Here is a 14,622-nt window from a genome sequence, read left to right as displayed (position 1 = left end):
CACACGTGCCCCGGATACTCGGGCCGCAGCCGGATGCACGATCCGTCATGGAGCCAGAGCCTTCCGCGCTTCGGCTGCTTTTGCGGCACCTTGAGCCCCTCGCGGCGCCAGATGCGCTCGACCCGCTTACGGTTCACATGCCACCCCGCATCGCGCAGCAGGGCGGTCACCCGGCGATAGCCGTAACGACCATATTGCCGGGCGAGAGCGATGATGTCCTCCGTCAGTGCGGCTTCGTCGTCCGCCCCGCGTGGCGCCTTGCGCTGCGTCGATCGATGCTGCCCGAGCACACGGCACMCCCGCCGCTCGGAGACAGCCATGATCCCTCGGATGTGATCGACACAGCRGCGGCGTCTGGCGGGGCTCAATAGTTTCCCCGCGCTGCCTCCTGCAGGATCATTTTATCGAGCGTCAGATCCGACACCGCCTGCCGCAGCCGGGCGTTCTCTCGCTCGAGATCCTTCATCCGCCGTGCCTGATCCATCTTCAGCCCGCCGTACTCCTTGCGCCAGCTAATGGGATGGACGGCTCTCCCACCCCGGAGCATCGTTGTGCAACCGGCAGTCGAAGGAGAGGAATGATGACCATCGATGTACTTGGTATTGATCTGGCGAAGAATGTCTTCCAGCTGCATGGCGTTGATCGCAAGGGCAATGCGATTTTCAAACGGCGGGTCATGCGCGACCAACTACTTTCGGTGCTGGCCGGGATTGAGCCCTGCACCGTCGCGATCGAAGCCTGCACAGGAGCATTTTGCTGGGCCCGCCAATTTGAAGAGTTGGGCCACAACGTGAAGATCGTGAGTCCTCAATATGTGAAGCCATTTGTCCGCAGGCAGAAGAACGACGGCAACGATGCCGAGGCGATCTGTACGGCTGTGCGTCAACCCCACATTCCGCTGGTGCCTAAGAAAAGCGTTGAGCAACAGGATATCCAGGCTCTACACCGCGCCCGCCAGCGTCTTGTGAACCACCGAACGGCCCTGGTCAGCCAGATGCGCGGGCTGCTGCTTGATCGTGGCATTGCCTTTGCCAAGTCGATTACCCGGGTGAGACGCATGATTCCGGAGATACTCGCACGCGCCGACTCCGGCCTCTCGACTATGGCCCGTGAGACCATTGCCGAGCTCTGGGATTTCTTCTGCGATCTCGAACGCCGCATCGAGCATTTCGACAAGAAAATCGAAGCCGTCTTCAAATCGAGCGAGCCCTGTCAGCGTGTCGCCAGGATCAAAGGCGTTGGGCCCAAAACGGCAACAGCGATTGTCGCGGCGGTCGGCGATGGTTCGGACTTCAGGAATGGGCGCCACATGGCGGCCTGGCTTGGATTAGTACCGCGCCAGTTCTCGAGCGGTGATAAGGCGGTGCTTATGGGCATCTCTAAACGAGGAAGCCAGCATTTGCGCAGCCTATTGGTTCACGGCGCGCGTGCCGTCGTGAGAACGGCACCCAATAAAAATGATCCCATCAGCCAATGGGCCAACCAGCTTCGGGAGCGACGCGGGTTCAACCGCGCAACGGTTGCCATCGCCAACAAGAATGCACGGATAATCTGGGCCGTGCTTCGAACGGGCGATCAATACCGCGCCGCCGCCTGAAGAACCGAACCAGTTTGCGAGTAGACGGAGAAATGGACTGCACTGATCGAGCCGACGCGCGACGAGCCTGACTATTATCGAGGCCCTTGAGGCCTACCAGCTGTAGAGGTGCGCGTGTGCGGATTTCCCATTTGGGCGCTCTGGACAACCAGCTGACGCCGGATAGATGTTTGCAACTGATCCACGCAGAACGTTTCAATGCCGCTTGCAAAGGGAGAGCCGTCCATAGAGGTAATAGCTCTGTTCGGTGACGCCGATCCGCCGGCAGGCGTCGGCCACCGTCCCGCCCTGCGCCAACACGATCTCCGCCTCACGCAGCTTGCCGATGATCTCCTCGGGCTTGTGCTTCCGAGCCATTCCATTCCTCCTTCGTGGTCCAGACTACGATAGTCGATGGGCCACTCAGAAGGGGGCAGATCATGTTCGATAAGATCGAAAACATAGGCTTGCGGATTTGGCTCACTGGAATAAGATTAGAGTATCCGTGATGATCAAGGCTATGTCAGTCGTCAGCACATTTGGCGCAGATCGGGGCGTAGATTAGCGGAGTGCGGGCCTCGTCTGGGGTTTGATGTTAAGCGGCGAGCTTGCGGTGCTGCAAGCGCCGATGTTCGATGGTCTGTCGTTTGATCCTTTCGCGCTGTTTGATGATGGCCGGCGCCCTGCCGGAGTAGGCATCGGCGGGCGTCACGTTGGCCAGGCTCTCGTGATAGCGCTGGTGATTGTAGTGCTGGACGAAGGCCTCGATCTGGGCCTCGAGGTCGCCGGGCAGGAAGTAGTTTTCCAGCAGAATGCGGTTTTTCAGGGTCTGGTGCCAGCGCTCGATCTTGCCCTGGGTCTGCGGATGGCACGGGGCGCCGCGGACATGGCTCATATTGTTGGCCTCGATATATTCGGCCAGTTCGCGGGCGATGTAGCTGGGGCCGTTGTCGCTGAGCAGCCTGGGCTTGTGCAGCACCGTGGCGCTATCGCAGCCGGAAGCCGCCAGGGCGAGGTCCAGCGTATCGGTCACGTCCTCGGCGCGCATGTTGGTGCACAGCTTCCAGGCGATGATGTAGCGCGAGAAGTCGTCGAGCACGGTCGACAGGTACATCCAGCCCCACCCGATGATCTTGAAGTAGGTGAAGTCGGTCTGCCACATCTCGTTCGGCCGCGTGGTTTTCGTGTGGAACTGGTCGGCGGCCTTGACCACGACATAGGCCGGGCTGGTGATCAGATCGTGGGCCTTCAGCAGGCGGTAAACCGTGGCTTCGGAGACAAAGTATTGGCGTTCATCGGTAAATCGTACCGCCAGTTCGCGGGGAGATAGCTCGGACTGCTCCAGGGCCATCTCGACGATCTGATCCTGCACTTCCGGCGCGATGCGGTTCCACACCCGGCTCGGCGCCGATGGCCGATCTTCCAGCGCCTCCGGGCCGCCTTCGAGGTAGCGATCATACCAGCGGTAGAAAGTCCGACGGGCGATCCCGAGCTGGTCCAGCGTCCGCTTGGCGGGCAGGTGCGACTGCTCGACGATCCGGATGATCTCGAGCTTCTCGGATGCGGGATACCTCATTCGCCTTCTTTCCCATCCGCGATCATGCTTTTTTTCAGCAGACGGTTTTCCAGCGTCAGGTCGGCCACGCATTCCTTCAGGGCGCGGGCTTCGCGGCGCAGATCCTGCACCTCGGCGGTGGACGCGGCACGGGCGGTGTCGCCCGCCAGGCGGCGCTTGCCCGCTTCCATGAACTCCTTCGACCAGGTGTAATACAGGCTTTGGGCGATGCCTTCCTTCCGGCACAACTCGGCGATGCTGTCTTCGCCGCGCAGGCCTTCCAGCACGATGCGGATCTTGTCCTCGGCCGAGAAGTGCCGGCGGGTCTGCCGCCGGATGTCTTTCACCACCTGCTCCGCAGGGGCCTTCGTCGATTTCGAATAGGAGGATTTGGGCTTCATCTTTGTTCCTTCGTCACTACGACGAAGCCCAAATCCTCCTTACATCACAACCTCAAATCTGTGCCATGGGTGCTGACGGCGGACAGCCTTGCTGTCATACCCTTTGTCGCCCAGTAGGGTTGCGCCCTCGGGAATGGCCACGATCAGCGCTTCCGCCTCACAGGCATCGTGAACCTGCCCGCCTGTCAGTCTCAGGCTGACAGGACGTCCGTCAGCATCGACAAGAGCGTGGAGTTTGCTGGTGAGACCGCCCCGGGAACGTCCCATGCCACGATCGCAGCTTCCCCCTTTTTACCCGTCGCACCGTTTTGGTGGACGCGCATGCAGGTGGAATCGATCATCACCAGTTCGCCATTATATCCGGCAGAAACCGCTGCCAGCAGCCGGTCCCAAACCCCCGCTTTGCGCCAGCGGACGAACCGGTTGTAGCAGGTTGTGGGCGGGCCGTAGCGCTCAGGAACTTCGGCCCACGTAGCGCCCGAGCGAAAGCGCCACAGTATCCCGTTGAGAACCCGGCGGTCATCTACCCGCGCCACACCGCGTGGCTTGTTAGGCAGCAGCGGCTCGATGATCGCCCATTCCCGATCTGTCAGTTCGTACCGCCGCCGTGCCATCAAGCCTCCATCATAATGGAGCGCCTGAATCACGTGAGCCGGAAAACCTCAAGCCTGATCGGCGACCTGCGGCCTAATGCTGGCATTGGCCGTCTCTCCACGCGCCCCCGCTATCAAGGCAGGCATCTTGAGCAACCAAAGGCGAAAACCGCGGGAACGCCACAAGGGCGATAATCGCAAGGCCCAATGCCAGAACCGCCTGCTTCCATGTGATGTGCATACCCATCCATATCACACGCAAAGCCGGTCGCTAGACTTTATGAGTTTACGGCCTAGAAAGCCTACGGATTATGCCCAACCCTCTTTACGGCTCGTCATCCCAAGCCCTGGGTTTAGAGAGTTAGTGGGATCGAGAGACTGGTAGTGCCGTACGAGGGGTTCATCGGCCTTATATCGATGACCTACGTTATGTTCTGCCGGATGTCGGGCCCCTCGAGCTTCCATCAAATTCAAAAGCGCGGCCTTGACCTCATCGACGCTCTCGCCCCTTCGAACCAGGTAGTCCTGATGGAATACATGGCAAAAGAAATGACCGTAGTAAAACTTGCCGATCAGCCGGCGTTCAATCTCGTCTGGCAGCACCTCGAACCAGTTCGGGTCATTCCGTGCAAGCGCGACATCAAGGGCGACGATCCCTTCGATCAGGCGGTCGTCGACGATCTGCTGTCGCACGGCAGCTCCCGCCACGGCAAAGCGATGGAGAAAGGCGGCCCGAGCTTCGTCTGCGGTGCACTCGAACATGGCTCCGGCCTCTCTGGTCAGAATGTCGCCCAGCAATCGGCGGGTTTCCTGAATCGCCGGACCGCTGGCCTTGACGATCAGGTGATGGTCATACTTCTGGCGATACTGCAGCATCCGTTTCGGAAGATGACCCGGCGTAAAACGGTAAGCGAACTGCAAAAGGCGATCCGCAAGATGGGCCGGGACAAGCGGCAGCTTCTTCGACAGCCTGTCTACCCTGGACTTCAGCGCAAAGAGAGCCGGCAGCCGCGCCGTCCCCAGCCGGCGGATCAGGCAGAAGATATCCTTCCCGTAAACGGCAGCGCTATCGAAGGCATCCTTGTGGATATATTCTGCCGAGGTCGGCAGGAACTCGGCATTGGTCAGGATATGCCGACGCACCGAAGACAGACATGCCGGATCATTGGTGCCGATGTAGAAAGTGGCGGCGTCGCCGGCGGACTGAAAACTGTCGACCCTGACGGCGAACACCATGGTGCGTCCCGCACTCCCGGAAACCTCGTAAAGGCGCGCCGGGTCGTTGTTGTGCCGCGCGGGTGTGGATGCATCGACCGATCGCACAATCGTTTCATAGTCATCCGCGCTCGCTTTCTGACTATTGTCGTGCACGTCGCTGTCTCCGAAGTTGCCGGACGCCAAGCGGGACAGTATCTCTTCGGGCGTTTCTCCCAGTTCTATCCCAAGATGGTTGTGGAAGCGCACGGACCTGTTCGGACCGACACAGGCATAGACTGCATATTCGGTATAGGCCGGCCCGCGGCTGAGCAGCGCGCCGCCCGAATTGTTGCAGATCCCGCCCACCACCGATGCACCCAGGCACGAGGAACCCAGCACCGAATGCGGTTCGCGGCCCAGCGGGGCCAAGGTGCCTTCAAGTTCGTCGAGCGTGGAACCCGGCAGGCAAACGACCTGCTGGCCGCCCCTGATCGGGAAAATCCCCTTGATGTGCATGGTATTCATGACGACGACCGGCCGATCGTACTCCCCTTCCGGGGTCGAACCGCCCGTCAGACCGGTGTTGGCCGCTTGCGTGATAACGATGCATCCGGCCGCAACGCAGGCCTTGAACGCTTCCCACTGCTGCAATAGCGTCCGGGGCCGAACCACGGCGACCGCAGCCCCTGCACCTTCCCGATACCCCGTGCAATAAGGCCTCATTCGATCAGGATCGGTGATGACGCCCTTCGATCCGACGATGGACGCAAGCTGCATCGCCAGCGTGGGAACGTCTACCTTCTGGTCGCTGTCCAATGGCTGATACATCTAACCGTCCATCTGCATTTCATCGAAGTGTGCGCATCTTCCGGCGCATTTCAAAGGCTCATTCCTCCATCGATTATCAGATTGCTGCCGGTCATGAACCTGGCTTCGTCGGACGCGAGCAGCACCGCCGTTGCGGCGATTTCGTCCACCTGTCCAAGCCGACCCATTGGTTGACGGGCAACGAATGCGGCCCGCGCCCCATCAACGTCTCCGGTCTGTGCGAAGCGATCAAGCAGGGACGGCGATTCGACGGTTCCCGGACTGATCGAATTGCAACGGACACCGCGAGCAATGAAATCGCGCGCGACCGACATCGTAAGGCCGATCACAGCAGCCTTGCTGGTGCCGTAGACGAACCGGTCTGGCGCAGCCATGACCGATGACACCACCGATGCGATGTTGACGATCGAACCGTCTCCACGATCCAGCATGGCCGGCAGAAACGCCCGGATCGTCAGCATCATGGAGCGGACGTTGATGGAGATGCCGCGGTCGAACTCTACAGTGGTGGCATCGAGGATGGAACCGGTCGCCACATAGCCCACGCAGTTCACCAGTACGGAGACGTCCGGGTAAAGGGCCGCCGCGCGGGCCACCGCTTCATCGTCGGTAACGTCCAGTTCCTGACGCTCGATCCCCTGAATGCCTGTCGCTTCGGGTAAGTGCAGGTCGGCAGCGATGACCCTTGCGCCCTGAGCCGCGAAGGCTTCCGCGATGGCGCGACCGATGCCCTGCCCCGCGCCAGTTACCAAACAGGTCTTTCCTGCAAGACGGCCAGCCATGGTCAGCGTCCATCATTCCAGGCGATGACCCGGTGCTTCTGCGCGCCCAGCTTCTCGATGCCGAGTTCTATCACGTCGCCTTCGTTGAGGTACACTTCCGGCTTCATGCCCATTCCCACGCCCGGCGGAGTGCCGGTGGTGATGATGTCTCCCGGCAGGAGAACCATGAACTGGCTTATGTAGCTGACCAGGGTCGCGCAGTCGAAGATCATGGTCCTGGTATTGCCGGTCTGCATACGCTTGCCATTGACCGTCAGCCACATGTCGAGATTCTGCACGTCGCCGACTTCGTCTGCGGTGACAAGCCAGGGACCGACCGGGCCGAAAGTCTCGCAGCCCTTGCCCTTGTCCCATGTACCTGTGCCGCCGAGCTGGAAATGACGCTCGGAAAGATCGTCGCAGACGACATATCCCGCGACATGGTTCAGCGCATCTTCCCGCGTGACATAAGACGCGCGCGTTCCGATCACGATGCCGAGTTCGACCTCCCAGTCCATACGGGTGGAATCTCTGGGCTTGCGCACGTCGTCATCCGGCCCCTGCAGGCAGGAAACCGCCTTTGTGAAAAGGATGGGTTCCGCCGGGACGGCCATGCCAGCTTCCTCTGCGTGATCGGAATAGTTAAGGCCCACGGCGATGAACTGTCGCACGCCTTCAACCGGAACGCAGTAACGGATGTCGCCGGACACCTTCGGCAGCGTGGAAAGGTCCAGTGCGGCAAGGCGCGCCAGACCGTCCGGGCCGAGATGATCGGGTGTGATATCGGCAATGTGACCGGAAAGATCGCGGACGGCGCCGTCGCCGTCGACCACGCCGGGCTTTTCCTGACCGACAGATCCGAAACGCAGCAATTTCATTATGAGCTCCCAAAATGCTTGAGCCACACTGCCTCAATAATGACAGGGCTGTCAATTGAGTTTCCTGACAGGGGTGGTAATCAACCGCCATGGCAAAACCTACCATCTACGACCTCGCCAGTGCAGCGGGCGTCTCGATCAAGAGCGTTTCGAGAGTCATCAACTGCGAACCGCACGTCAGCGAGAAACTGCGCCTGAAAGTGCAGCAGGCAATGCAGCAGCTTGGCTGGATTCCCAACCCTGCCGCGCGTTCCATGGGCGGGTCCAAGGCATTCACGATTGCCGTGCTTTTCGACAACCCCAGCCCCTCTTACGTGAACGAAGTCCAGAAGGGCGCTTATGCCGCCTGCCATAGTGCCGGCTATAACCTTGTCATCGAAGACATTGGCGTCGACGAAGACATAATAGCCAGCATCGACCTTGTGCTGCGCCGCCGGTTCGACGGGATCATCATTACGCAGCCCATCGCCGACAATCTGGAAGTGCTTGACCGGATCGAGCATCACGGGGTGCGCTATGCGCGCATCGCGCCGATCATTCAGCCCGACCGCAGTGCGGGCGTGATCATCGATGATGCCGAAGCGATGGCCGAGATCGCCAGACATCTCCACGTCTGCGGTCATCGGCGTGTCGGCCTGGTCAACGGCCCGAAAGATTACGGCGTTTCACGCCTGAGACGGCAGGGGTTCCTCGACGCATTCGGTGCGCTGGATGACGTGGAGGTTCTCGAAGCGGATGGTGCGTTCACCTTCATGTCCGGTATGGAGGCCGGGATGCGGCTTCTTGAAACCGGATCCCGGCCCACGGCCATCGTCGCGTTGAATGACGACATGGCCGCGGGCGTGTATGCCGCCGCGACACAACACCGGCTTGCGGTCCCCAACGACCTGTCCGTCGTCGGCTTTGACGACAGCTGGATATCAAGAAACGTGTGGCCTCCCCTGACCACCATCAACCAGCCCATATCCGAGATGGCGCGGATCGCCGCCGATGCCCTCATTGCCCCTGATAGAGAGACGTGCGTCTGGCCGATTGAGCTGGAGCATCGCCTTGTCCTGCGGGGGTCTACCGCAAGCCCTGAATGACCGGACACAACTGGCGCAGCCGCCGATCAAGGCGGCCGACTATCGCGCGCTCAACTCCAACCAGCATCGATGAAGTAATTGTGACCGGTGCACATGCGGGCATCGTCAGACGCCAGGAACAGAGCCAGCGCGGCGACGTCGGCAGGCATGATCCTGCTGTCGAGACATTGCGATTTGAGGATTTCAGCCTCACCTTCCGGTGAATACCACCGTTCCTGCCTCTTCGTTTTGACGTTGCCCGGCACGATCGTATTCACCCGGATGCCAGCGCGACCAAGTTCGCGGGCAAGGCTGCGGGTCAGCCCCTCGATGGCGGCTTTGGCTGTCTGATAGAGCGTCAGATCAGGAAGACCGAGGTGCCAGCTGATCGAGCCGAAATTGAGGATGGTGCCGCCCCCGGCCCGTCGCATCGCAGGCACCGCAGCCTGCGCCACGAAGAACTGATGGCGCAGATTCACCGCCATCCGCTCGTCCCAGTAGTCTACGGTCACATCCTCCACGGCGTGGCGATCGTCATTCGCAGCGTTGTTCAGAATGACATCCATCCCGCCCAGCCGTTCCTCGAACCCTTTCATCATGTCCGTCACCGCGCCGATGTCGCGCAGGTCGCACTTCTGGAAGAGCGGCGGATGTTCCGCCTGCGACAGCCGCGATGCGACGGCAAGTCCCGCGTCTTCGGCAATGTCGCAAAAGCTCACCCTGGCCCCCTGCGCCACGAACGCCTCGACCAGCCCCTCTCCGATGCCGCTTGCTCCGCCGCTCACGAAGACGCGCTTGCCGGCAAGACTAGGATAGATGGCCCCCGAGGTCATAGGCGCACCTCAAGGATCTGAGTGGTGGGGATCTGAGCCGGATTGCAAGAGAACCGGCACTCGCGCGATGCATGGCGAACCAGTTCAAACAGGGCGAAACTGAGATGCTTCATTGTGCTGTGCCTTCCAGCCGTTAGTTATGGGTGCCGTCGATCATGAGAAGACCCTCAGTCGAATGCGCGTTGGGGATGTGTCGCCAAGCTACGGGGCGGTCTTGCAGGCTGAACACCGAACTGACGCGGGCTGTTGTTGCGCGTCGCGTCTGCAAGAAACCCTTCCGAACATGACAAAGGCCCCGGCCTCCCCTCCCCCTCGACACTTTTTCAATTCCAAGAACGCCAATTTGACAGCGCTGTCAATTCAATTTTGCAAATCCAAAGTAAGTGTCGTCCCTTGTCCGAAATTTTCGACCCGAAGCTGGATTGTCGGCGATCTCAACCAGTTATCATATCCGCGATGAGTGCTTCACGCGCCTGGCGGTAATCTGCTTCAATCTTTCCCACGAGTTCGCGAACGGACGGGATGTCATGGACCCCGGATACGCTGTGGCCCGCGCTCCAGATGTCACTCCAGCGGCGCACCATCGCGTCCCCACCAGAGCCGTACATGGCGGCGGCAGTTTCGGCCGAGATGTCGGTTGGCAGGTCGTGCGGTGAAAGGCCCACCGCCCGAATAGAGGGGACCAGTATGCTGGCGTCCAAACCGGTGAAGGCGGCTGTGCGCAGGATATCGTCCATCGATGCGCCGATCAGCATTTCCTTGTAGGCCTGCGAAGCAGCACTCTCATGCGTGGCGATAAAACGTGTACCCATGTAGCCCATGTCTGCCCCCAGTATCCGCGCCGCAAGCAACGCCTGGCCATCGCATAGCCCCCCTGCAAGGACGACCGGTCCATCGAAAAAGCTGCGGACGGCCCGGACGAACGCAATGCCGTTGGCCCATCCTGTCTGACCGCCGGCGCCTGCACTAAGCAGAACAAGGCCGTCCGCCCCGGCATCGATCGCCTTGCGCGCGTGCGCAATCGAGGTCACATCCGCCAGCACCAGACACCCCGCGTCGTGAAGCGCGGGTATCACGGGCGCGGGATTTCCGACGCTGGTGATCACGATTTCCACCCCTGCGGCGCAAAGGCAGGCCAGTTCATCTTGCAGCGAGTCGCGTCGCATGATGAGGTTCACGCAGAACGGCGCATCCGTGTCACCCAGTTCGTCCTGCAACCTCGTCACCCATCCGCCGAGTTCTTCGGCAGGCCGACAGTTCGCGGCCGGGAACGCGCCGATAACGCCCGAACGACACGCTTCCAGCACCAGTTCAAGGCCCGAAACGCGGAACATCGGCGCCACTATCAGCGGAAGCCTCAGGCGTCCGGCGAAAAGATCGGTCATGCTCGTGCGCATCATCTATCCTTCAGATCGGCGGATAAAACGCGGTGGCAGTCAGCGAAGGCCGGTGATCGATCAGGGCGTCACCCCCGCTTCCCGCCCGGTTCGTCCGATGGTCAGCATCCGGCGATCAGAGCCGGCGCATTCCCAGTTCCGGGCCGCGTTGATATACCCTTTGCCTTTGTATCGAGCCATCTGCGGGAAGGTGCACAGCGGCATCGTGCGCAGAGGCGGCTTCGACCAGTCGATCTGGCCGGTCAGGATGTTGCTGTTGGCGGGATCCAGTTGGCGGGCAAGCAGGGCCTGCGGCGCCTCCCCCTCTTCAACCCACTTTTCCAGGGCACCGATCGCGTCGAAATTGCTGGGGCCGGGGCCTCCCATCCCGCAGTGTCCGCTGCCCGGTACGGCGAAGAAGCGGATGTTCTCCTGCAACCTGGCATATCCGCCATGGTCTGCCGCCAGTTTCCTGTATCGATTGAAGGACATGTATGGCGTCAGCGCTTCATCGCTCAGGTTATGGTACCACAGGAGCTTGCCGTTCCGCTTGAAGAACGGGCCGAAATCCTCGGCCATCACCACACCGCGGCGCAGGAGGTCGACGTACGCTTTGTACGCCGCGACGTTGGCGACGATATGGGGATCACGCGCATCGCCGTAAGTGGCAAGCGGCATCCCATCGAAGGCGTGGCCGACGAAGTACCGCATGTCCAGATCCGCCGGTGCGGCAGACGCGGCCTGACCGATGCCGACATAGCTCTGGTCGCTGATCGGAAAGCCGGGCTGAAGCGGCGCGCCCCTGGCGTCCGTCACGCCCGAGAAATAGACGCTCAGTGCTGCGGACTGCTGCTTCGACACGCAATCGTCGGTCTGACGGCCCGGCTTGCACACCGGAAGGATCGTGTCTGGCTGGATGTTGCAGGCGGCAGGGTTCTGGATCAGACCGTCCTTCACGCCATCCAGCGCATCGCAGCTTGCCACGACCCTGGCCTTAAGCCGTTCCATTTGGCCCGGTGTGAACTTCATCGGCGCGAGCTTCTGGGCCAGCAATCCCTGTCCCATGACGTGCCACAGGACGCCCGGTTGATCCGATACGGGGGAGCCGGCGATGATCCCGTCGAACTTCTCCGGAAAGCGCGTGGCAGCGACCAGCGCCTCACGCCCTCCCTGCGAACAACCGCTGAAATAGGATCTGGTGATATCGGCCTTTGCGGCATTGGTGCCCTGGCCGTAGAACGCGCGGGTAAAGGCTTTGCCCATGTCTGCCATGACGAGATCGGCACGGTAGAGATAATCCGCCAGCGTCTCCGCGTTGACCGTGCCGTCGCTGTTCTTCAGCCATTCCGAACCGCCCGATGTCGCGCTGGGCGCCACATGGCCGAGATCGTTTCCGAAAACGGCATAGCCCTTTTCCAGAAGCTGACCGGGATAACCCTGCGCCGTGACCGTGATCGGGGGCGCTGCCGGATCGTTCATACGAAGATAGCCGCAGGTTCCCGAGCATCCCAGCTGCAGATACTTTTGGTTCCAGTGTGCCGGGAAGGTGGCGAGGAAATTCGCCGTCTTACCTGTTTTCGGGTTGGTCACATAACTGCCGGTGACACGACAGGTGGCCGGTACCTTCCCGCTCGCAGGGTTCAGCTTCACGCCGCCCGGAAGCCGGGGGCCATTGGGCACTTCGTGGATCGTCACGCCGGCACCAAGCCCTGCGGCAATGGCGGACACGGCTTGCGAAGTGCACCAGGCAGCGAAATTCGGCGTCGCCGGCCCGGCTGGGCCAGGTCCGTCGGTGGCCGCCGCGGCCATGGCGCTGACGATGAAGAGTGCGGCGCCCGTGGTGGACGCAAACAGGAATGGTCCGCGCATGTACTATCCCCTTCGGGGTGTTGGATATAAATGTGATGAGGCCGCCATTGCCTGCTGCACCCGAATGCCTAGAATGCCAGCAGGTTACCGCCGCCCTCGGCATGTTTAAGCAGCAGGGCATTTTTCGCAGGATCAAGCCGCGGATAGACACCGACGCGATCGCCCAGTTCCTCCACATGATTGTCCCGACCGAAGGGCAACCACTTCGGCAGCCCCTTGCCGTTGGGATTGCCGGACTTGACGAAGTTGACCCAATAGCCCTGCATCATGTCCGCCAGCCGCCAGTCCACCGCAGCAATCGGCCTGTCAGGCGCCTTGTCGAGAGTGCCGAAAGCATAAGGCACTTCACTGGTGTGGAAAGCACCGTAACGAGCGGATTCCGGCCCCGGTTCGACATGCGTCCACATATAGGCAAACGCAGGGAACCGCGTTGTCTTTTCCCGTGTCCGCGTCCAATCCGCCATCATGGCAAGACCGCAATCCCGGGTGAGCGCCGGAAGCGCGCTTTCTCCCTCCTTTGCGGGGTAGAATTCCTCCACTGCTGGAGCAAGGGCACCGAAGCGGCGCGCCAGGAATGCTTTGTAGAGCGCTGCGTCGGTCGAACGATAGTGAGGGTTGAGGCCGCTCCCCTCATCCGCGGTAAGACCGATCATCACGGGCGTGTCGTTGTACCGACCGGCACGGAAAGCCGCAGCGGGGTCGAGCGGCAGCACGACGCCGTCCGCATATGGGCCGATCCGCGCCCCGTCGGTGCTTCCGGGGCGCCCCCCCACTTTGGCAAAGGCGGTGGACAGTTCGTCCAGGGAGAGCTTGCGCGCCTCATCCAGGGTCTTCACCCCGGCCGCCGCCAGAAACGCACCTGCGCTTCGCTCGGCAACGTCACGCGGGGCGAGCGCCAAGTCGAGATGCACGCCCAGACCAACCCCGCTTTGCAGGATCGCCCGGCTGAAAAGGCCCCGTGCCTGTTGGGACAGGATCAGGTAATGGACTGAAAACGCGCCTGCCGACTGCCCGGAAATTGTGACCCGTGCGGGATCGCCTCCGAAAGCGCCGATATTGCGTTTCACCCATCGCAGCGCTGCGATCTGGTCCTGCAAACCGAAGTCGCCTCCGGTAGCCCGCGCTTCGGGACTTGCCATCGCGCCGAGGAAGCCGAGCCGATAGTTGATCGACACGACAATGATTCCCTTGCGGGCTAGTACGGCTCCGTCATAGACAGGAACAGAGGCTGATCCCGACGTGAAGCCTCCGCCGTGTATCCATACAAGAACCGGCAGATCACGGGTCGCTCCGGCAGGTTTCCAGACGTTGACCGTAAGACAGTCTTCGCTCGTTGCTCCGCTAGGCAAATACTCGTGCGTCCATGCGCCCAAGCTGGGGATGATCTTCTGGGGGCAACTGGGGCCGAAATGGTCTGCTTTCAGCGTTCCCTTCCACGGAGCGGGCGGCAATGGCGCGCGCCAGCGATTGGCCCCGACGGGCGCTGCTGCATAAGGAATGCCAAGGAACCCATCGACCCCGTCCTTCCGCACGCCGGATACCTGACCGGCATCCAGACGAACCGTTTGCGAAAAGGCGGACGGTGCCGCACCCACTGCAGCCGCGGCGGCCAGCGCGATTGAAAAAAAGCGACGCAGACGCATCAGTCTCTCCACGTTTGAGTCCGAATGAAAGCGGCCCTGCAATGATAT

Annotated in this window: 10 protein-coding genes and 3 pseudogenes; 2 read left to right on the top strand and 11 right to left on the bottom strand. The window is 61.2% G+C overall.

What is annotated here, in order from left to right; genetic code table 11:
• Positions 1 to 511: pseudogene (locus L284_RS47305) on the bottom strand (IS3 family transposase); the annotation flags it as partial.
• 69 nt (positions 512 to 580) lie between these two features.
• Here L284_RS47305 and L284_RS33700 point away from each other — a divergent pair.
• Positions 581 to 1,597, top strand: coding sequence for an IS110 family RNA-guided transposase (locus tag L284_RS33700; protein WP_026109761.1), 1,017 nt, complete (start codon positions 581 to 583; stop codon positions 1,595 to 1,597).
• Positions 1,598 to 1,828: 231 nt separating this feature from the next.
• Here the strand turns inward: L284_RS33700 and L284_RS47915 are convergent.
• From L284_RS47915 to L284_RS33665, 6 genes and pseudogenes are all read right to left on the bottom strand, one after another.
• Positions 1,829 to 1,954, bottom strand: a pseudogene (locus tag L284_RS47915) (IS3 family transposase); the annotation flags it as partial.
• A gap of 217 nt (positions 1,955 to 2,171) precedes the next feature.
• A protein-coding gene (locus L284_RS33690; RefSeq protein WP_152524645.1) for an IS3 family transposase occupies positions 2,172 to 3,532 on the bottom strand; the annotation gives its coding sequence in 2 pieces (ribosomal slippage) (positions 2,172 to 3,187 and positions 3,187 to 3,532; 1,362 coding nt in all).
• 78 nt (positions 3,533 to 3,610) lie between these two features.
• Positions 3,611 to 4,146, bottom strand: a pseudogene (locus L284_RS33680) (IS5 family transposase); the annotation flags it as partial.
• A gap of 288 nt (positions 4,147 to 4,434) precedes the next feature.
• Positions 4,435 to 6,150, bottom strand: coding sequence for a D-lactate dehydrogenase (gene dld, locus L284_RS33675; RefSeq protein WP_021233723.1), 1,716 nt, complete (start codon positions 6,148 to 6,150; stop codon positions 4,435 to 4,437).
• 50 nt (positions 6,151 to 6,200) lie between these two features.
• Positions 6,201 to 6,932 carry an SDR family oxidoreductase gene (locus tag L284_RS33670; RefSeq protein ID WP_031341949.1) on the bottom strand — a complete coding sequence of 244 codons (732 nt, stop codon included), beginning with the start codon at positions 6,930 to 6,932 and terminating at the stop codon, positions 6,201 to 6,203.
• Positions 6,933 to 6,934: 2 nt separating this feature from the next.
• Positions 6,935 to 7,789, bottom strand: a complete 855-nt coding sequence (locus tag L284_RS33665; RefSeq protein WP_021233721.1) for a fumarylacetoacetate hydrolase family protein — start codon at positions 7,787 to 7,789, stop codon at positions 6,935 to 6,937.
• A gap of 89 nt (positions 7,790 to 7,878) precedes the next feature.
• Between L284_RS33665 and L284_RS33660 the strand changes: the two genes are divergently transcribed.
• Positions 7,879 to 8,874, top strand: a complete 996-nt coding sequence (locus L284_RS33660; protein WP_021233720.1) for a LacI family DNA-binding transcriptional regulator — start codon at positions 7,879 to 7,881, stop codon at positions 8,872 to 8,874.
• Positions 8,875 to 8,924: 50 nt separating this feature from the next.
• Here L284_RS33660 and L284_RS33655 read toward each other — a convergent pair whose 3' ends face one another.
• The 4 genes from L284_RS33655 to L284_RS0124015 form a co-directional block, all read right to left on the bottom strand.
• Positions 8,925 to 9,686, bottom strand: coding sequence for an SDR family NAD(P)-dependent oxidoreductase (locus L284_RS33655; protein WP_021233719.1), 762 nt, complete (start codon positions 9,684 to 9,686; stop codon positions 8,925 to 8,927).
• A 434-nt stretch (positions 9,687 to 10,120) separates the two neighbouring features.
• Positions 10,121 to 11,071: an NAD(P)H-dependent flavin oxidoreductase gene (locus L284_RS33650; protein WP_040713053.1), complete on the bottom strand. Its 951-nt coding sequence runs from the start codon at positions 11,069 to 11,071 to the stop codon at positions 10,121 to 10,123.
• A 72-nt stretch (positions 11,072 to 11,143) separates the two neighbouring features.
• A complete protein-coding gene (locus tag L284_RS33645) occupies positions 11,144 to 12,931 on the bottom strand; it encodes a tannase/feruloyl esterase family alpha/beta hydrolase (RefSeq protein WP_021233717.1) in 1,788 nt (595 codons plus the stop codon).
• 68 nt (positions 12,932 to 12,999) lie between these two features.
• Positions 13,000 to 14,574, bottom strand: a complete 1,575-nt coding sequence (locus L284_RS0124015) for a carboxylesterase/lipase family protein (RefSeq protein ID WP_081673954.1) — start codon at positions 14,572 to 14,574, stop codon at positions 13,000 to 13,002.
• Positions 14,575 to 14,622 lie beyond the last annotated feature (48 nt).

Source organism: Novosphingobium lindaniclasticum LE124 (assembly GCF_000445125.1).
Classification (GTDB): Bacteria; Pseudomonadota; Alphaproteobacteria; order Sphingomonadales; family Sphingomonadaceae; genus Novosphingobium; species Novosphingobium lindaniclasticum.
This window is presented reverse-complemented; position numbering and strand designations above follow the sequence as displayed.